This window comes from Streptomyces sp. NPDC050416 (assembly GCF_044458845.1).
GTDB lineage: Bacteria > Actinomycetota > Actinomycetes > Streptomycetales > Streptomycetaceae > Streptomyces.
In genome coordinates this window covers 195,212-212,583 of sequence record NZ_JBITII010000005.1, presented here as the reverse complement: position 1 = coordinate 212,583, position 17,372 = coordinate 195,212, and the positions used below count along the sequence as shown (strand labels likewise).

Here is a 17,372-nt window from a genome sequence, read left to right as displayed (position 1 = left end):
CTCACCGCTCCCTGACCAGTGCCGCGTACGCTCCGCCGCGCGCCACCAGATCCTCGTGCCGTCCCCGCTCCACGATCGTGCCGTGCTGGAGGACGACGATCTCGTCGCTGTCGCGGACCGTACTGAGCCGGTGCGCGATCACCACACAGGCACAGCCGCGCCTGCGCAGGTTGTCCATCACGACCAGCTCGGTCTCCGCGTCCAGCGCGCTCGTCACCTCGTCGAGCACCAGGATGCTCGGCCGGCGCACCAGCGCCCGCGCGATCTCCAGGCGCTGGCGCTGCCCGCCGGAGAAGTTGCGCCCGTCCTGCTCGACCTTGCTGTGGATGCCGCCCGGACGCCGCGCGATCACGTCGTAAAGGGCCGCGTCGCGCAGCGCGTCCTCCACCGCCTCGTCCGGGATGGACGGGTCCCACAGCGCCACGTTGTCGCGGACCGTGCCCTCGAAGAGGAACACGTCCTGGTCGACGAAGGAGACGGAGGCGGCCAGCGCCCCGCGCGGGATGTCCTCGATGCGCTGTCCGTCGATGCGGATCACGCCCTCCCACGGCGCGTACAGGCCGGAGATCAGCCTCGACACCGTGGACTTGCCGCTGCCGGACCCGCCGACCAGCGCGACCTGCTGCCCGGGACCGACCGTCAGGTCGAACCCGGTGAGCAGGGGCTTGTCGAGCGGGCTGTAGCCGAAGGTGATGTTCTCCAGCTCGACGTGGCCCTGGAGGCGGCGCGTCGACTCGCCGGACTCGGGGCGGCCGTAGAGCGGATCGGCCTTGAAGTTCTCCACGTCCTTCAGCCGCGCCACGTCGGCCGCGAAGTCCTGGATGCGGCCCGCGACGCCGTTGAGCCGGGTCAGCGGGGCCGTGAACCGGGTGACCAGGGCCTGGAAGGCGACCAGCAGACCGACCGAGATGTGGCCCTCGACCGCCCGCATGCCGCCGATCCAGAGGATCAGCGCGCTGTTGAGGGTGGCCAGCGTCGGCGCGACCACGCCCAGCCAGGCACTTGGCACACCGAGCCGCTGCTGCTCCTCCAGCGTGGTGGCGTGCTGCCCGGCCCACTTGCGGAAGTAGCCGTCCTCGCCGCCGGTCGCCTTCATCGTCTCGATCAGCTGGAGGCCGGTGTAGGCGGTGTTGGTCAGCCGGGCCGTGTCGGCGCGCAGCTTCGCCGTGCGCGTGGCCCGCAGCCGGATGACGACCCGCATGGCCACGACGTTCAGCAGCGCCACGCCGATGCCGACGAACGTCAGCTGCGGGTCGTAGGTGTAGAGCAGCACCGCGTACAGGACGACGACGACCGCGTCCACGCCCGCCGCCGCGAGGTCGCGGGACAGGGTCTCGGCGACCGCGTCGTTGGACTGCAGCCGCTGCACCAGGTCGGCCGGGCTGCGCTGGGAGAAGAACGTCACCGGCAGCCGCAGCAGATGGCGCAGGAAACGGGCGCTGGACAGCGTCGAGGAGATGATGCGGCCGTGCAGCAGATTGGCCTGCTGGAGCCAGGTGAGCACGACCGTGAGCAGCACGCAGGCCGCCATCGAGGCGAACAGCACGCCCAGCAGCGAGGTCTGGTTGCCGATCAGGAACTCGTCGATGTAGGTGCGGCTGAGCGCGGGCACCGCCGCGCCGACCGCCACCAGCAGCAGGCTCGACAGGACGGCGGCGGGCATCGTGCCCGCGGTGCCGCGCAGCCGCGCGGGCATCGCGCCGAGGATGCCGGGCTTGCGGCCGCCCCGGGTGAAGTCCTCGCCGGGCTCCATGACCAGCACGACACCGGTGAAGCTGCCGTCGAAGTCCTCCATGGGGACGAAGCGGCGGCCCTTGCCGGGGTCGTTGATGTAGACGCCACGGCGGCCGAAGCGGCGGCCCATGCCGTCGTAGACGACGTAGTGGTTGAACTCCCAGAACAGGATGGCCGGCGACTTCACCTCGGCGAGGGCGGCCAGGTCCATCTGCATGCCCTTGGCCGTCAGGCCGTAACTGCGGGCGGCCTTGAGGAGGTTGCTGGCGCGCGAGCCGTCGCGGGAGACGCCGCAGGCGATGCGCAGCTCCTCCAGCGGGACGTGCTTGCCGTAGTGGCCGAGCACCATCGCGAGGGAGGCGGCGCCGCACTCCACGGCCTCCATCTGGAGCACGGTGGGCGTGCGGACGGTCTTCGCCCCGGCCTTGGGCACCTTGCGCTTCGGCGGGGCGGCGCGGCGGCGGCCCCGGGTGTCCGGTGCGGTCGCGGTCACGGCAGCAGCCAGTCGACGGGACGCTGGTCGGCCAGCCGGATCGACCCCGAGGCCAGCGTCATGGAAGTCAGCTTGAACGGCGGCCCGTCCGCGGAGGACCACTGGTACCCGCTCTTCGTGGCGGACGACTTGTCCAGCCGGACCGTCACGGCCACCGGCCTGCCCTTCTTCGTGAACTGCTCGCCCAGCTGGCTGTCCCCGAGGAACGCGGCGATCTGCTGCGGGGACTGGGCCGAGCGGTCCACCGACTTCACATGGCCGCGCAGCACGCCGTACTCCTGCGTCGGCACCGACTGCACGGTCAGGTCGACGGCGGCGTCGTCGGGGATCGATGCGGCGTTCTCGGCCGGGACGTAGACCGTCGCGTACAACGCGTCCGTGGTGTGGGCGACCTTCTCGACGGAGGCGACGTTCGCGCCGGTCTGGATGATCTGCCCGACGGTCGCGGCGAGCGCGGAGACACGGCCCGCGTCGAGCGTGCGGACGACGGTCTCGCCCTTGGGCGTACGGACCTTGAGCACAGGGGAGTTCGCGGGCAGCGTCTCGCCCTGCTTCGCGAGGACCGCGGTGACCTGGCCGGCGACGGGGCTCTGCAGGAGGTAACTGCCCTGCCCATGCGTGAGGATGGCGGGTGCGCTGACGGTGGAGGTCACCGAGCCGGTCACCGCCCACACCGAGGCGGCCGCCATCGCGACGACCGTCACCGAGAGCACCAGCCAGCCCTGCGGGCGGGCGAAACGCACCGGCAGGTCGAGTTCCTCGGGTGACTGGAGCTTGGCGAGGGCCTGTTGGCGGAACTGCAAGGAACTTCCCTCACCCGTAGAAGAGGTTCTTACGGCCGTAGCAGAGGCTGTTACGGCACCCGAAGATCCCGGAACCGCCGGCTGCGGCTCCGGGAGTCAACGGCACTGGGGCTCGATCAGAGACCGGAGACCAGGTTGGTGACCGGGGCCGTGTTCAGGCCGGTGACACCCTCGACCGTGCCGACGGCCGTGTCGACCAGGCCGGAAACCGGAGCGATGCCGTCGACGGTGTCGGTGACGGTGTTGACAGCGTTCACGGACAGGCCGCCGGAGATGGCGTCGAGCTGGGCGTCAGCGATCTCGACGGTCTCAACCTGGGGGGTGGAGTTCATGATGGAACTTCCCTTCGTATGGATATCTCACAAGGGGGGAGCGGCCCCCTCTGGGGACAGATGACGGCCGCGACCGCGGGTGCCGGACTCTCGTTTCCGAGTGCCCTGTGCGGCCCCTGCGGTGCGATGGATCAAAGCACGCTGCGGGCGCGGGCTTCCAATCAACCACCCGTCTCACCAGGCAACTTGCGCCCCAGCCGCACCGAAGCGTGCAGGTCTGCGCACGTCTTCGTGGCCAGTTCTTCACATGCGTCACGGCATCGGCTCACCCGGCCCCTGTTCCGGGGAGCGGCGAATCCGGCACTCCCGCCCCAAAGGCGTGACCGACGCGGCCGGCGCGTGGTCAATCCTCGACTCGGTGACCGGGTTGAGCAATCGGTGTGCAGATTCGCTGAAGGTGGGATTCGACTCGGCGATCGCAACAGATAGTTTCCGTCCGGATACGGACCGTGTCTGTTCGGTGGGTCGTCACTGGAGCCGTGGCTGAAACGCCGTCATCCGGCCAAGGGGCGGTCGTGGGCCGTCGCCCTTCCCCTTCTCCGGCGTGCCGCTGTGACCAGGACGGTCGCAGACCGTGCGGTTCGGTGCGCGGGCGGCGGGAGTTGGCTGATTCCGCGATGCGAACGGATCACTTGCAAACGGAATTGAACGCCCCAGGAGGCCCGTGCGTACCAACAGCCATCCAGGCGCCCCCCAGAGCTGCCGGACGGCGGCACCTACTCCGTTCCCCAGGAGGAGAGAAGTTTGAGTCACAAGCGAATTCCGAAGCGCAAGGCCGCGATAGCGGCGGGCAGCGTGGTGGCGCTCGGCGCGGCCGCGATCCTGCTCCCCAACGCCAACGCCTCGCAGGACGGTTCGTCCGACGACGCGGCGGCCGCGCCGAAGACCCTGAAGGCGGGCGACGCCTCGGATCTCGCCTCGCAGCTCTCCGGGCTCCTCGGTGAGGCGTTCGGCGGCTCCTACTACGACAGCGACAGCCAGCAGCTCGTCGTCAACGTCGTACCGGGCGACAACAACAACGTGGTCGTGCAGGCGAAGGCGGCGGGCGCGAAGGTCCGCGAGGTCGACAACAGCTGGTCGGAGCTGAAGAGCGGGGCGCAGACCCTGAAGTCGGACGCGACCATCGCGGGCACCTCGTGGTCGATCGACCCGGTCACCAACAAGCTCCTGGTGACGGCCGACAGCACCGTCACCGGTGCCAAGTGGGACAGACTGGAGTCCACCGTGCAGAGCCTCGGCTCCGGCATGGCGACCCTCAAGAAGTCCTCGGGCACCTTCAAGCCGTTCGTCTCGGGCGGTGACGCCATCTTCGCGGGCGGCTCGCGCTGCTCCCTCGGCTTCAACGTCACCGCGGGCGACGGCTCGCCGGCCTTCCTGACGGCCGGTCACTGCACCCTCGGCGGCAACGAGTGGTCGGACACGCAGGGCGGCCAGCCGATCGCCACCGTCGACCAGTCGACCTTCCCCGGCGACGGCGACTTCGCGCTCGTGAAGTACGACGACCCGGCGACCGAGGCGCCCAGCGAGGTCAACACCGGCGACCAGACCGTCCAGATCACCGAGGCCGCGGAGGCGACCGTCGGCCAGGAGGTCTTCCGGATGGGCAGCACCACCGGGCTCAACGACGGCCAGGTCCTCGGCCTCGACGCCACGGTGAACTACCCGGAGGGCACGGTCACCGGCCTCATCCAGACCAACGTCTGCGCCGAGCCCGGCGACAGCGGCGGCTCCCTGTTCACCCAGGACGGTCTCGCGATCGGCCTGACCTCGGGCGGCAGCGGTGACTGCACGGCCGGCGGCGAGACATTCTTCCAGCCGGTGACCACCGCCCTGGAGGCGGTCGGCGCGACCCTCGGCGCGGGCGGCGCGGCCGGTGGCGCGGGCGAAGAGGCCGGTGCCGGTGAGGAAGCCGGTGCGGGCGAGGACGCCGGCGCGGGTGCCGGCGCCGGTGCCGGTGAGGAAGCGGGCGCCGGTGAGGAAGCCGGAGCCGGCGAAGAGGCCGGTGCCGGTGCCGGTGATGAAGCCGGTGCGGGCGAAGAGGCCGGCGCTGGTGCCGGTGAGCAGGCAGGAGGCGAGGAAGCGGGCGCCGGAGCCGGTGCGGGTGCCGGTCAGGACGCGGGCCAGGGTGCCGAGGACCACTCCGGTCTGACCGAGTCCCGCTGACCCGGAAACGTCGGCAGCCGGTCCGACGATGCCGGCCCGGTCCCGCCCCCTTCCTGGCGGGACCGGGCCGGCCCACCGGCGTTGTCGGCCGTCGAGCGGACTGAGGCGCGGTTGCGGGCCGGCGGCTCCCAGCGGCGTTTCGGCCGCTGAGCGGCTTGAGGCGGGCTTGGGCTGGTCCGCGTCGTGCCTGTTGGTGTTGTCGGCCGTCGAGCGGGCTGAGGCGCGGTTCCGTGTCGCGGTGACCATGGCGTTCCGGGCCGCCGAGCGGCCTGAGGGCGGGCTTGGGCGGGCCCGAGCCCGGTGCGCCCACCGGCGGTCCCGGCCGCCGAGCGGCTTGAGGCGCGCTTGGTCCGGTCCGGGCCGGAGGCCCCCGGGCGTTCAACGTCACCGATCAGACTGAGCCGCGCTCTCGTGGTTCCGGCCGGAGGCGCTCCCCGGCGTGCGAAGCCGCCGACCGGCCTGAGCCGCGCTCTTGCGGTTCCGGCCGGCGGTGGAGTGGGCCGGTCCTTCGGCGGGAGGGCAGGTCCGTTCGCGTGTCAGTGGAAATCCGCAGGAGCGCGGAACGCCGGGGCCCTAACCGACGGCCCTGAGCAGCAACAGGGCGATGTCGTCGAGTCGTTCCTCCCCGTCCGTGCGGTGGCGCTCCGGGTGGACGAGGCTGTCGGCCAGTTCGTCCAGCGGCTGGTCCCCGGCGTCGGTCAGGCGACGGCCCAGGGCCGCGAGGGCCTCCTCGAAGTCGGTGCCGGGGGACTCGACCAGCCCGTCGGTGTAGAGGACGAGCAGGGAGCCGGGGGCGAAGGCGACCTCCGTCGTCGGGTACACCGCGGAGGCGTCGATGCCCAGCAGCGGGCCGCCGGCCAGGTCGAGCACGCGCACCCGCCCGTCCGGGCGTCTCAGCAGCGGCGGCGGATGCCCCGCCCGCGACATCACGGCCCGGCCGCGCGCCGGGTCGAGCCGCAGGTACAGGCAGCTTGCGAACAGGTCGGCCCCCAGGTCCAGCAGCAGCCGGTTGGTGCTGCGCATGACCTCCTCGGGCGCCTGGCCCACGGCCGTGTACGCGCGCACCGCGGTGCGGACCTGCCCCATGAGCCCGGCCGCCGTGACGTTGTGGCCCTGCACGTCCCCGATCACCGCCGCCGCCATGCCCTGCGTGCGCACCAGGTCGTAGAAGTCGCCGCCGATGTCCATGCCCTGCGTGGCCGGCACATAGCGGGCGGCCGCCTCGATGCCGGGCAGCGACGGCAGGGAGTGAGGCAGCAGCGCCTCCTGGAGGCCGTGCGCGAGCCGGTGCTTGGCGTCATAGAGCAGCGCCCGCTCCAGCGCCTGGGCGATCAGCCCGGCCAGGCTGGTCATCACCGCCCGTTCCTCGGTCGGGAAGGGGTGCGGCTCGGTGTAGGAGAGCACGCACGTCCCCACCGGCCGGCCCTGGGCGATCAGTGGCAGATACGCCCAGGCCGCGAACCCGTCGGGCGTCGCGACCCGCGCCGGGTAGAGGCGCTCCAGCTGTTCCTGCGACTCGAAGAAGGCGGGCACGCCCGTCCGCAGCACCTGTGTGCCGGGGGTCGATTCGGTCAGCGGCATCCCGTCGAACCGTTCCACCACGTTCGCGTCCTGGTACCCGCGATGCCCGAGCACCCGCAGCCGGTTGGCCCGCGAGCCCAGCAGGACCAAGGCCTGGCTGCCCACGGCCGGGGCGATCTCGTCCGCGACCAGCTGCACCACGTCCTGCACCCCCACCGCCTCGGTGAGCGCGCTGGCCAGGTTCAGCACCTGCGTGATGGTGACCAGCCGGGTCGGCGTCCCGTCGGGCGGCGGTGCGGCCCGGTTCATCTCCGCCACGGCCCGGGCCCTGGTGATCCGGACGCTGAGGCCCGTCGTGCTCGGATACAGCCGGAACGACAGCCACTCGCCGGGCGGACGCAGCGCCACGAAGGAGGCGGTGTGCTGGCTCATCAGCGCGGCCCGGTAACGGTCCTCGTAGACCGGGTCGTTGAGCCACGGCACCGACGCCCACAGCTGTGTGCCGAGCAGCCGGCTGACCGGGACGTTCAGCAGCTCGGCCGCCGCCGCGTTGACGAAGCCGATCCGCCCGTGCAGATCCAGGGAAACCAGCCCGTACGGCAGCCGGCTCACCATCCGGGCCGCCTCGACCGTGCCGAGCGTGCCGGCCATCCCGCCGACCAGGGGTGAGGCGACCAGATCCGTCTCGGGATGCGGCGGGATGCTGTGCTCGGCGGCCCGCTCCAGCCGGACCGCCAGCCGCCCGCAGGCCGCCGTCAGATGCTCGCGCTCCCGGTCGGACAGCTCCGGCGGATGCCCGCCCGGCCAGGTCACGAACACCGCGCCGTACACGGTGGACTCGGTGGCCACCGGCACGGCGGCCAGGGCGAACGGATACGGCAGCACCATGGCGATCCGCGGGTAGCGGCGGGCCATCTCCTCCTCGCCGCCGACCCACACCAGCCGCCGCTCGCGCGCCGCGTCGGCGACCGGGATCGGCGCGCTCAGCCCCACCCGCTCCCAGGGCGCCGCGAACGCCCGGGGCAGCCCCGCCATCACCGCCATCTCCAGCACCGGCTGGTCCCGCCCCAGCAGGTACACCGCGCCGGAGTGGGCGTGCACCTCGTCCATCATCGAGGCCAGCGCCAGGGACAGCAGGGGACGGCCGACCGGCGTCCTGGCGGCTGCCGGCGCCTGCGCGGACGACTGCCCGTCGGACACGCCGACCACCTCCTCGCACGGCCGCGCGACCGGACTCAGGAACAAATGTCCTCCCTGGCGGCCCGTCGCGCACGACGAGCGGCCGGCCCGGGGACAGACCTGGTTGGCATCGGTCACACTCACGGGGTCCCGTTGCAGGCGCCCGCGTACCCCGACCGCCGCGACCCATGCCGCCGAAGTCGAAGCGCGGCAGGGTGTAACGGGCGCTGCGCGTGCGCCCCCGCGCACCCTGATGGCCGGGTCATCGCGCCCACGCAGGGCCACGGTCCCGAACAATGGGGCACGCGCTCAACACGACGAGGTCGACGAGCGCGTACACCTCGTACCGCTTGTCCATGCGTCCCCCTGTCGTGACGGGCACCGAGCCTTCCAGCCACGCGACGGGCCCGGACAGTCACGCCTGTCACCAGAACACCGTGCGGAACGCATGGGTAAAGACATGTTCGGTGGCTTTCGAGCGCCCGTACCGGCCCGGCTCCACGGAACGCTCACAGGGGCTGCGCAGGTGTCTCATAAGCGCTGTAATGGCCAACGTGGTCAGTGAGGGCGCCGAAGAGCGCGGAACGCGAACGGTGCGTGCCGAAGGTGCCCTCAAAGCGATCGCGGCCGATCAGGAGTCGCCCGCACGGGTGCACCGCACCCTCGAACAGGCACTCGTCTTCGCCGGTGCCGCGTTCGTCGCCGTGTACGCACCCGGTCAGGACGGCGAACTGCTCTGCCTCGTCGAGTCGGCCGGGGTGCCCAGGACGCTGTACGGCCTGCGCGACAGCTACCCACGCGCCGGGCGGTCCCCGGTCGCCGAGACCCACCGCGGTGGGCGGCCGGTCTCGCTGGGCCCGGCGGAACTCGCCGAGCACGCCCAGGCACGGCGCGTGCCGTCCCGGGACTTCCATCTGCTGGCCCTGCCCGTGCACGGCAACGGCGGCGGCTGCCTGCTCGCCGTGAGCGAGCGTCCCGCCGGGTTCGACACCGACGACCGCAAGTGCCTGGAACTCATCTCCGAGGCGGTCGCCCTCACCGCGCCGACCGCGCTCGCCGAGGGGGGTGAACTGCCGCCGGGCGCCTTCAGCCTCGCCATGGACACCGGACGCGTCCGGGCCGGCGACGATCTGCTGGACCTGTTCGGGCTGGACCCCGTGGAGTTCGACGGCCGGGTCGAGACCCTGCTCGGCCTGACCGTGCCGGAGGACCTGCCCTCGCTGATGTCCGTCGTGGAGGCGGACCACATGTCCATCGGCGACCGCGAGCTGGAGTTCCGCGTGCTCCAGCCCACCGGGCCGCCGAAGTGGCTCCGGCTCAGCGGGCGTCTCCTGCCCGGCGGCGAGGGCCACCCGGCGCGGCTCGTGGGCACCGTCGCCGACGCCTCCACCCTGCGCTCCGACGTCACCGACGTCGCCCGTGTCCAGCGCCTGGCCACCGCGCTGGCCACCGCCGTCACCGTCCGCGACGTCGGCAACGCCGTGGTCGCCGCCCTGCGCCGACCGCTCAGGGCCGACCGGATCGCCCTCGCCGAGCTGGAGAGCGACCGGCTCGTGGTCACCGTCCTCGACCCGCCCGAGCCCGAGGCCTGGCCCGAGCTGTGGCGCACGGAGTGGCGCGGCGAGTGGCCCGACGCGCCCGTGCGCGCCATGCCCACCCTCGCCGCCGCGCTGCGCGAGGGCCGCGCCCGGATCTGGCCCGCCGGCAGCCCCCTGGAACGCGCCCTGGCGGAGGTCGGCCCCGGCGGCCTCGCCGTCCTGCCGCTGCCCGCCGGGAACCGCATGGCCGGGGCCTGCCTGATCGGCTGGGACACCCCGCACGACTTCGGCACGGACGAGCGCGCCCTGCTCACCGCCTGCGCCGGCCTCGCCGGACAGGCCCTGGTGCGGGCCCGGGCCTTCGACGCCGAGCACGAACTCGTCGGCATGCTCCAGCGCCAGCTGCTGCCACGCCGCCTGCCCCGGCTGCCCGGCGCGGTGGCCGTCGCCCGCTACCTGCCCAGCACGGCCGGACTCGAACTCGGCGGCGACTGGTACGACGTCATCCCGCTGCCCGACAACCACGTCGCCCTGATCATCGGCGACGTCCAGGGCCACAGCGCGGGCGCCGCCACCCTCATGGGCCAGATGCGCACCGCCCTGCGCGCCTACGCCGTCGAAGGGCACCCGCCCGACGTGGTCGTCGCGCACGCCAACCGGCTGCTCATGGACATGGAGAGCGACCTCTTCGCCACCTGCGCCTACGTCGACATCGACCTGGAGGAGGGCTCCGCCTGGTGCGTGCGCGCCGGGCACCTGCCGCCGGTGCTTCGCTACCCCGACGGCCGGACCGAGATCGCGGAGGCCGAGGGCGGCCCGCCCCTCGGGGTGATCACCAGGGCCGACTTCCCCATGAGCCCGCTGCGCCTCCCGCCCGGCACCGTGGTCGCCCTCGCCACGGACGGCCTCGTCGAGACGCCCGGCACCGACATCGACGAGAACATGGACCGCCTCGCCGGCCGGCTGGCCGAAGCCGCCCCCGCCGACCTGGGGCTCGTCGCCGACGCCCTCCTCGGCAACGCCCCGCGCAGCGACGACGTCGCCCTGCTCCTCCTGCGCTACGACGGCATGGACCTGCGCCCGCTGCGGGAGAGCTGGACGGTGTGGCGCGTCCCGCAGGCGGTCGGGCACGCCCGCCGCTTCGCCCGGCGCACCCTGCGCTCCTGGGGCGTCACCGAGGACATCGACGCCGTCCTGCTCATCGTCTCCGAACTCGTCACCAACGCCCTCGTCCACACCGACGGCCAGGTCCGCATGGACCTCACCCTCATCAACAACCGCCTGCGCGTCGCCATCGCCGACGCCTCCCCGCGCAGCCCGGTCCGGCCGACCAGCATCGGCTGGGAGGCCACGGGCGGCCGGGGCATCCTCCTCGTCGAGGCCCTGTCGGCGACGTGGGGGACCCTGCCGGTCAGCGGCGGCAAGCAGGTGTGGGCGGAGGTCGTGCTCGGGCCTGTCGTTTGATCAGGCCGCAGGAAACTGACGGTGCTGGTCGATGCCGGTGAGCGGGGTCCGGTGCGTGCAGCTGCAAGGCGGAGGAGGGCGTCGACGCGGAGCGTCGGCAACCGACGACAACGCGGCAGAAGTGCGTGCCAGACCCCGCGTCTGCGGCGTGATCCAAACGACAGGCCCCAGGGCGGTGAACACGTCCACGATCACCTGTGATCGGGTCGGATCGCCGGGTACCCGGGCGGCGCAAGACGGAGAACCCGAGCCGAAGGAAGAGGAACGTCATGGCTCAGCATGTCCGCGACATCATGACCAGCGATCCGGCCACGGTCGAGCCGCAGACCTCCGTCGCCGAGGTGGCCCGCATCATGCGCGACGAGGACCTCGGCGTCGTCCTGGTGACGGACGGCGACGATCTGCGCGGCGTGGTCACCGACCGTGACCTGGTGGTCCGGTCCATCAGCCAGGGCGGTGACCCGGAGCAGACCACGGTGGCCGGCGCGTGCAGTGACGACCTGGTCACCGTCAGCCCCGATGACGACCTGGACCAAGCGGTGCAGCTGATGCGGGAGCACTCCGTGCGCCGTATCCCGGTCGTCGACCACGGCCACCCCGTGGGCATCGTCTCCCTGGGCGACATGGCCATGGAGCGCGACCCGGACTCGGCGCTGGGCGACATCAGCGCCGCGCGCCCCAACACCTGACCACGGCACCCGGCCGGCCGGTCCCGCGCACGCACGGTGCGCGGGACCGTCGTGTGCCGGGGCCAGCAGCCTTGCACGCAAGGGGCTCGGAGCGCCGCCGAGACGTCACGACTCGTGTTTGTCCGGTTTGTTCATGGGGACTCGAACAGCAGCGGAACGCAGAAGGAAGATGATGAGCCGTGACGACCATGGAGACCAGTGACAAGCCCCTCACCCGTCGGCCCGAGACCGGCTGGTCGGAGGCACGCCGCCTGCGCGGCAAGGCCGCGCTGCGGACCTGCCTCCCCGCCGTGGAGGACCGGGCCACCGCCAGGACCGCGAGCTCCGAGCCGGACTGGAACATCGTCAGGGGCGAGGACTGACCGCTGCCCAGGGGGCCGCGCGGTGACGACGGTCGTAACTCCGCGCATCGACAACTAAAAGAAGTGATGTTCACATCCGCCGGATCACGACTAAGGTGAACCGAATGAAGGCTCTCGTGCTGTCCGGCGGCGCAGGAACAAGACTGAGGCCGATCACACACACGTCGGCCAAACAACTGGTGCCAGTGGCCAACAAGGCCGTGCTTTTCTACGGGTTGGAGTCGATCGCCGAGGCCGGCATCACCGACGTGGGCATGATCGTCGGGGACACGGCCGCTGAGATCGAGGAAGCGGTGGGCGACGGGTCGCAGTTCGGCCTCAAGGTCACCTACATCCCCCAGGAGCGGCCCCTGGGGCTGGCCCACGCGGTGCTGATCGCCCGGGATTACCTCGGCGACGACGACTTCGTGATGTACCTCGGCGACAACTTCATCGTCGGCGGCATCACCGACCTCGTCGACGAGTTCCGCGGCAACCGGCCCGACGCCCAGATCCTGCTCACGCGCGTGGCCGACCCACGCGCCTTCGGCGTCGCCGAACTCGACCCCTCCGGCCAGGTCGTCGGCCTGGAGGAGAAACCCGACCGGCCCAAGAGCGATCTCGCCCTGGTCGGCGTCTACCTGTTCACCCCCCTGATCCATGAAGCGGTACGCGCCATCGAACCGTCCTGGCGCGGCGAGCTGGAGATCACCCACGCCATCCAGCACCTGATCGACTCCCGCGCCGACGTGCGCTCCACGGTCATCACGGGTTACTGGAAGGACACCGGCAACGTCGGCGACATGCTCGAGGTGAACCGCATGGTTCTCGAGGGCATGGACCGCCGGATCGACGGCGACGTGGACACCACGTCGGAGACCATCGGGCGCGTGGTGGTGGAGGAGGGCGCGCGGATCGTCAACTCCCGCATCGTCGGCCCCGCCGTCATCGGTTCCGGAACCGTCATCAGCAACTCCTACGTGGGTCCCTTCACCTCCATCGCGGAGAACTGCCGGATCACCGACAGCGAAGTCGAGTTCTCCATCGTGCTGCGGGACTCCTCGATCCAGGGCGTCGGCCGGATCGAGGCCTCGCTGATAGGCCGGCACGTCGAGGTGACGCCGGCCCCCAGCGTCCCCAGCGCCCACCGCTTCGTCCTCGGAGACCACAGCAAGGTGCAGATCACTTCATGAACCTCCTCGTCACCGGCGCAGCCGGGTTCATCGGCTCCCGCTACGTCCGCGCAACTCTCGCCCAGGACACGCCCGACGCGCCGCGCATCACCGTGCTGGACAAGCTCACCTACGCCGGCACCCTCGACAACCTCGAACTGGGCCATCCCCGGCTGGAGTTCGTGCAGGGCGACATCTGCGACGCCGAACTGGTCGACAAGCTCATGGCCGACGCGGACCAGGTCGTGCACTTCGCCGCCGAGTCGCATGTGGACCGCTCGATCACCGGCGCGGCCGACTTCGTCCGCACCAACGTGCTGGGCACCCAGACCCTGCTGGACGCCGCCCTGCGCCACGCCGTGGGCCCCTTCGTGCACGTCTCCACCGACGAGGTCTACGGCTCCATCGAGACCGGCTCCTGGCCGGAGGACCACCCGCTGCAGCCCAACTCCCCGTACTCGGCCTCCAAGGCCTCCTCCGACCTGCTCGCCCTGGCCTACCACCGCACCCACGGCCTGGACGTGCGCGTCACGCGGTGCTCCAACAACTACGGCCCGCACCAGTTTCCCGAGAAGGTCATCCCGCTGTTCGTCACCAACCTCCTCGACGGCCACAAGGTGCCGCTGTACGGCGAGGGCCGCAACGTCCGCGACTGGTTGCACGTGGACGACCACTGCCAGGGGATCGACCTCGTCCGCACCAAGGGCCGGCCCGGCGAGGTCTACAACATCGGCGGCGGCACCGAGCTCACCAACAAGGAACTCACCGGCCTGCTCCTTCAGGCCTGCGGCGCGGACTGGGACCGGGTGGAGTACGTCGAGGACCGCAAGGGCCACGACCTGCGCTACTCCGTCGACTGGTCCAAGGCCCGCGACGAACTCGGTTACAGCCCCCGCCACGACTTCACCACCGGCCTCGCCGAGACCGTCGCCTGGTACCGCGACAACCGTGCCTGGTGGGAGCCACTGAAGCAGCGCGTCGCCCAGGGGCACGCATGAGGTGGCTGGTCACCGGGGCGGGCGGCATGCTCGGCCATGACGTGGTCGAGGAGCTCACCCGGCGCGGCGAGGAGGTGGTGGGCCTGGACCGGGCGGCCCTGGACATCACCCGGTCCGCGGTCGTCGACACGGTTGTCCGTGACCACCGGCCCGACCTGGTCGTGAACTGCGCCGCGTACACGGCCGTCGACGACGCCGAGAGCGAAGAGGCCCGCGCCCTGGAGATCAACGGCGACGGACCGCGCCTGCTGGCCCGGGCCTGCGCCGCGCACGGCGCCCGCATGATCCACGTCTCCACGGACTACGTCTTCTCCGGCGAGGCCCGCACGACCCCCTACCCGGAGGACCACCCGACGGGCCCGCGCACCGCCTACGGCCGCACCAAGCTGGCCGGGGAGCGGGCCGTGCTGGAGGAACTGCCCGGGGCGAGCGCGATCGTACGCACGGCTTGGCTCTACGGGGTCCACGGCACTAACTTCGTGCGGACCATGATCGGTCTCGAAGCCCGCCGCGACACCCTCGACGTCGTCGACGACCAGCGCGGGCAGCCCACCTGGAGCGCGGACGTCGCCGAGCGGATCGCCGACCTCGGCGTACGGCTCGGCCCCGACGCGCACGGCGTCTTCCACGCCACCAATTCCGGCGAGGCCACCTGGTACGAGCTGGCCCGCGAGGTGTTCTCCCTCGTCGGCGCCGACCCGGACCGGGTGCGCCCCACCAGCAGCGCGGCCTTCCCCCGGCCCGCGCCCCGCCCGGCGTACAGCGCCCTCGCGCACCGCCGGTGGCAGGAGATCGGCCTGCCGCTGCCGCGTGACTGGCGCTCCGCCCTGCACGAAGCACTGCCCCGTATCCGCAAGGAAGGTCCCCCTTCGTGAAACGCCATGAGTTCCTCCGGGAACTGCACAAGGTCAGCGCCAATCGCAACTACCTGGAGATCGGCGTCAACGACGGCCGCAGCCTGACGTTGTCCCGCGTCCCCAGCATCGCGATCGACCCCGCCTTCAAGGTGGTCTCGGAGCTGAAGTGCGACGTCCACCTGGTGAAGGCCACCAGCGACGACTTCTTCGCCCGTGACAACCCCCTCCAGCACCTCAAGGGCGGCCGTCACCCGCTGCGCAACCTGCGCCGCGGCCGCAGCCCGATCGGCTACTGGCGCAAGACGACCCTGGACCTGTCGTTCATCGACGGCATGCACCTGTTCGAGTTCGCCCTGCGCGACTTCATGAACGTCGAGAAGTACTCGGACTGGTCCAGCGTGATCGTCCTCGACGACATGCTGCCGCGCAGCGTCGACGAGGCGGCCCGGGACCGGCACACCAACGCCTGGACCGGCGACGTCTTCAAGATCACCGAGGTGCTGGCGCGTTACCGCCCCGACCTGGTCACGGTCCAGGTGGACACCGCGCCCACCGGCCAGCTCGTCGTCTTCGGCGCCGACCCGAACAACCGGGTCCTGCACGACAAGTACGACGAGATCATGGCCGAGTACAAGATTCCCGACCCCCAGAAGGTCCCCGAGGCGATCCTGGAACGGGCCGGTGCGGTGCGCCCCGAGGCCCTCGTGGAAGCGGGCTTCTGGCGCCCCCTCGTTCAGGCCCGCAACCGCGGCCTGCCCCGCTCCATCGGCTGGGAGCCCCTGCGCAAGGCCCTGCAGCAGGTGGGCGTCAGCCGCTGACCCCTCAGGGGCCGGTCTTCCCGACGCCTTGCGGATCCAGGCCCGGGCGCTGCACGTGCCCGGGTCTTCGGTGTGCCGGAGAGATGCGGCTCGGCCATTGCGCGGTGCGGCGGCCAGTGGTCCCGGGTGCGGGGCGACTCACCTGAGGCGCCTCGGCGGATTGCCGGTATGCCTTCCCGAATCAGCCCTCCGCCTACCGGGGTACCGGCCTCGGGCGCCGAGCACGGCCGCCCTGTCGCCTCCGGCGTGTCACGTGCACTGCGCGGACCGGCCCACGGCGTGTCGCGTACGCCGCTCAGGCGGTCCAACGGCGTGTCGAGGGAGGGAGCCCCTCCGGGCGGCGACGGGCGCGGGCCTCTGGCGCTGTGCGTCCGGGCCCGGACGCGCCCCGGACGGTTCGGCTCAGCCTCGCGCGCCGCACGAGATGCCGGACGGGGAGGGCGGCCCGGTCCCCGGTCGGCGTCCGCAGGGCCCGGGCGCCGCGGCCGGCGCACGTCCGCGCCCGGGACCTCGTGCTCGCCAGGATGCCGCGCAGCATCGGGCTGCGGCCGTCCGGCATCGATCCCCCGCGGCCTGGCACGGGGACCGTCCTGCCGTCCGCGGCCTCGGGTGTTGCGCGCCCCAATGGACCCGCAACGCCCCACATGCCGGAGAAGACGTCAGCCGTCCCCCCGCCGCCCCCGCAGCTCCTCGTAGTACGCCAGGCACGTCTCGTACGACGGCAGCAGGCCCTCGCGTTCCGCCTCGGCCAGGGTCGGGGCCTGGTCGTCCTTGGAGGAGAGGAGCGGCTCGATGCCGTCGGGCCACTCGATGCCCAGGGCCGGGTCGAGCGGGTGGATGCCGTGTTCGCGTTCCGGGGCGTAGCCCGCCGAGCACAGGTACACCACCGTCGCGTCGTCCGTCAGGGCCATGAACGCGTGGCCCAGCCCCTCCGCGAGGAACACCGCGTGCCGGGTGTCGTCGTCGAGCCGCACGGCCTCCCACTGCCGGTAGGTGGGAGAGCCCACGCGGATGTCGATCACCACGTCCAGCACGGCACCGCGCACACACGTGACGTACTTGGCCTGGCTGGGCGGCACATCCGCGAAGTGCACGCCCCGCAGCACGCCCCGCCGGGAGACCGAGCAGTTGGCCTGGGCCAGGGACAGGTCGTAGCCCGTGGCCTCACGGAACTCCGCGCCCCGGTACCACTCGTGGAAGCTGCCCCGGTCGTCCGGGAAGACCTTGGGCTCCAGAACCCAGGCGCCCTCTATCCCCAGTGGTCGCATGC

At 71.9% G+C, this 17,372-nt stretch carries 13 protein-coding genes; 8 read left to right on the top strand and 5 right to left on the bottom strand.

Features of this window, described 5'->3' with window-relative positions:
- Position 1: 1 nt before the first annotated feature.
- The 3 genes from ACIBL4_RS17600 to ACIBL4_RS17590 form a co-directional block, all read right to left on the bottom strand.
- Positions 2 to 2,227 (bottom strand): NHLP family bacteriocin export ABC transporter peptidase/permease/ATPase subunit, encoded by a 2,226-nt coding sequence (locus ACIBL4_RS17600; protein ID WP_399410910.1) that lies wholly within the window; start codon positions 2,225 to 2,227, stop codon positions 2 to 4.
- Positions 2,224 to 3,030: an HlyD family efflux transporter periplasmic adaptor subunit gene (locus tag ACIBL4_RS17595; RefSeq protein ID WP_399410908.1), complete on the bottom strand. Its 807-nt coding sequence runs from the start codon at positions 3,028 to 3,030 to the stop codon at positions 2,224 to 2,226. Before ACIBL4_RS17595 ends, ACIBL4_RS17600 begins: the two co-directional genes overlap by 4 nt.
- Positions 3,031 to 3,146: 116 nt before the next feature.
- Positions 3,147 to 3,362, bottom strand: coding sequence for a hypothetical protein (locus tag ACIBL4_RS17590; RefSeq protein ID WP_020270762.1), 216 nt, complete (start codon positions 3,360 to 3,362; stop codon positions 3,147 to 3,149).
- A gap of 744 nt (positions 3,363 to 4,106) precedes the next feature.
- On the opposite strand from ACIBL4_RS17590, the gene ACIBL4_RS17585 reads away from it, so the two are divergent.
- Positions 4,107 to 5,525, top strand: a complete 1,419-nt coding sequence (locus tag ACIBL4_RS17585) for a S1 family peptidase (protein ID WP_399410906.1) — start codon at positions 4,107 to 4,109, stop codon at positions 5,523 to 5,525.
- 573 nt (positions 5,526 to 6,098) lie between these two features.
- Here ACIBL4_RS17585 and ACIBL4_RS17580 read toward each other — a convergent pair.
- On the bottom strand, positions 6,099 to 8,255 hold the full coding sequence (locus ACIBL4_RS17580) for a SpoIIE family protein phosphatase (RefSeq protein ID WP_399411561.1): 2,157 nt from the start codon (positions 8,253 to 8,255) through the stop codon (positions 6,099 to 6,101).
- 515 nt (positions 8,256 to 8,770) lie between these two features.
- Here ACIBL4_RS17580 and ACIBL4_RS17575 point away from each other — a divergent pair.
- The 7 genes from ACIBL4_RS17575 (at position 8,771) to ACIBL4_RS17545 (ending at position 16,102) form a co-directional block, all read left to right on the top strand.
- Positions 8,771 to 11,227: a SpoIIE family protein phosphatase gene (locus ACIBL4_RS17575; protein WP_399410904.1), complete on the top strand. Its 2,457-nt coding sequence runs from the start codon at positions 8,771 to 8,773 to the stop codon at positions 11,225 to 11,227.
- A gap of 269 nt (positions 11,228 to 11,496) precedes the next feature.
- The gene (locus tag ACIBL4_RS17570; protein WP_356106719.1) at positions 11,497 to 11,916 is read left to right on the top strand and encodes a CBS domain-containing protein; all 420 of its coding nucleotides are present in this window, start codon (positions 11,497 to 11,499) and stop codon (positions 11,914 to 11,916) included.
- A 179-nt stretch (positions 11,917 to 12,095) separates the two neighbouring features.
- Complete coding sequence (locus ACIBL4_RS17565) at positions 12,096 to 12,278, top strand: hypothetical protein (protein ID WP_399411605.1); 183 nt, start codon at positions 12,096 to 12,098, stop codon at positions 12,276 to 12,278.
- A 104-nt stretch (positions 12,279 to 12,382) separates the two neighbouring features.
- On the top strand, positions 12,383 to 13,450 hold the full coding sequence (locus ACIBL4_RS17560; RefSeq protein ID WP_356929738.1) for a glucose-1-phosphate thymidylyltransferase: 1,068 nt from the start codon (positions 12,383 to 12,385) through the stop codon (positions 13,448 to 13,450).
- Positions 13,447 to 14,427 carry a dTDP-glucose 4,6-dehydratase gene (gene rfbB, locus ACIBL4_RS17555; RefSeq protein ID WP_399410901.1) on the top strand — a complete coding sequence of 327 codons (981 nt, stop codon included), beginning with the start codon at positions 13,447 to 13,449 and terminating at the stop codon, positions 14,425 to 14,427. Before ACIBL4_RS17560 ends, rfbB begins: the two co-directional genes overlap by 4 nt.
- Positions 14,424 to 15,302: a dTDP-4-dehydrorhamnose reductase gene (gene rfbD / locus ACIBL4_RS17550; protein ID WP_399410899.1), complete on the top strand. Its 879-nt coding sequence runs from the start codon at positions 14,424 to 14,426 to the stop codon at positions 15,300 to 15,302. Before rfbB ends, rfbD begins: the two co-directional genes overlap by 4 nt.
- Complete coding sequence (locus ACIBL4_RS17545) at positions 15,299 to 16,102, top strand: class I SAM-dependent methyltransferase (RefSeq protein ID WP_399410897.1); 804 nt, start codon at positions 15,299 to 15,301, stop codon at positions 16,100 to 16,102. Before rfbD ends, ACIBL4_RS17545 begins: the two co-directional genes overlap by 4 nt.
- 659 nt (positions 16,103 to 16,761) lie before the next feature.
- On the opposite strand, the gene rfbC is transcribed toward ACIBL4_RS17545, so the two are convergent.
- Positions 16,762 to 17,370 carry a dTDP-4-dehydrorhamnose 3,5-epimerase gene (rfbC, locus tag ACIBL4_RS17540; protein ID WP_399410895.1) on the bottom strand — a complete coding sequence of 203 codons (609 nt, stop codon included), beginning with the start codon at positions 17,368 to 17,370 and terminating at the stop codon, positions 16,762 to 16,764.
- Positions 17,371 to 17,372: the final 2 nt, after the last annotated feature.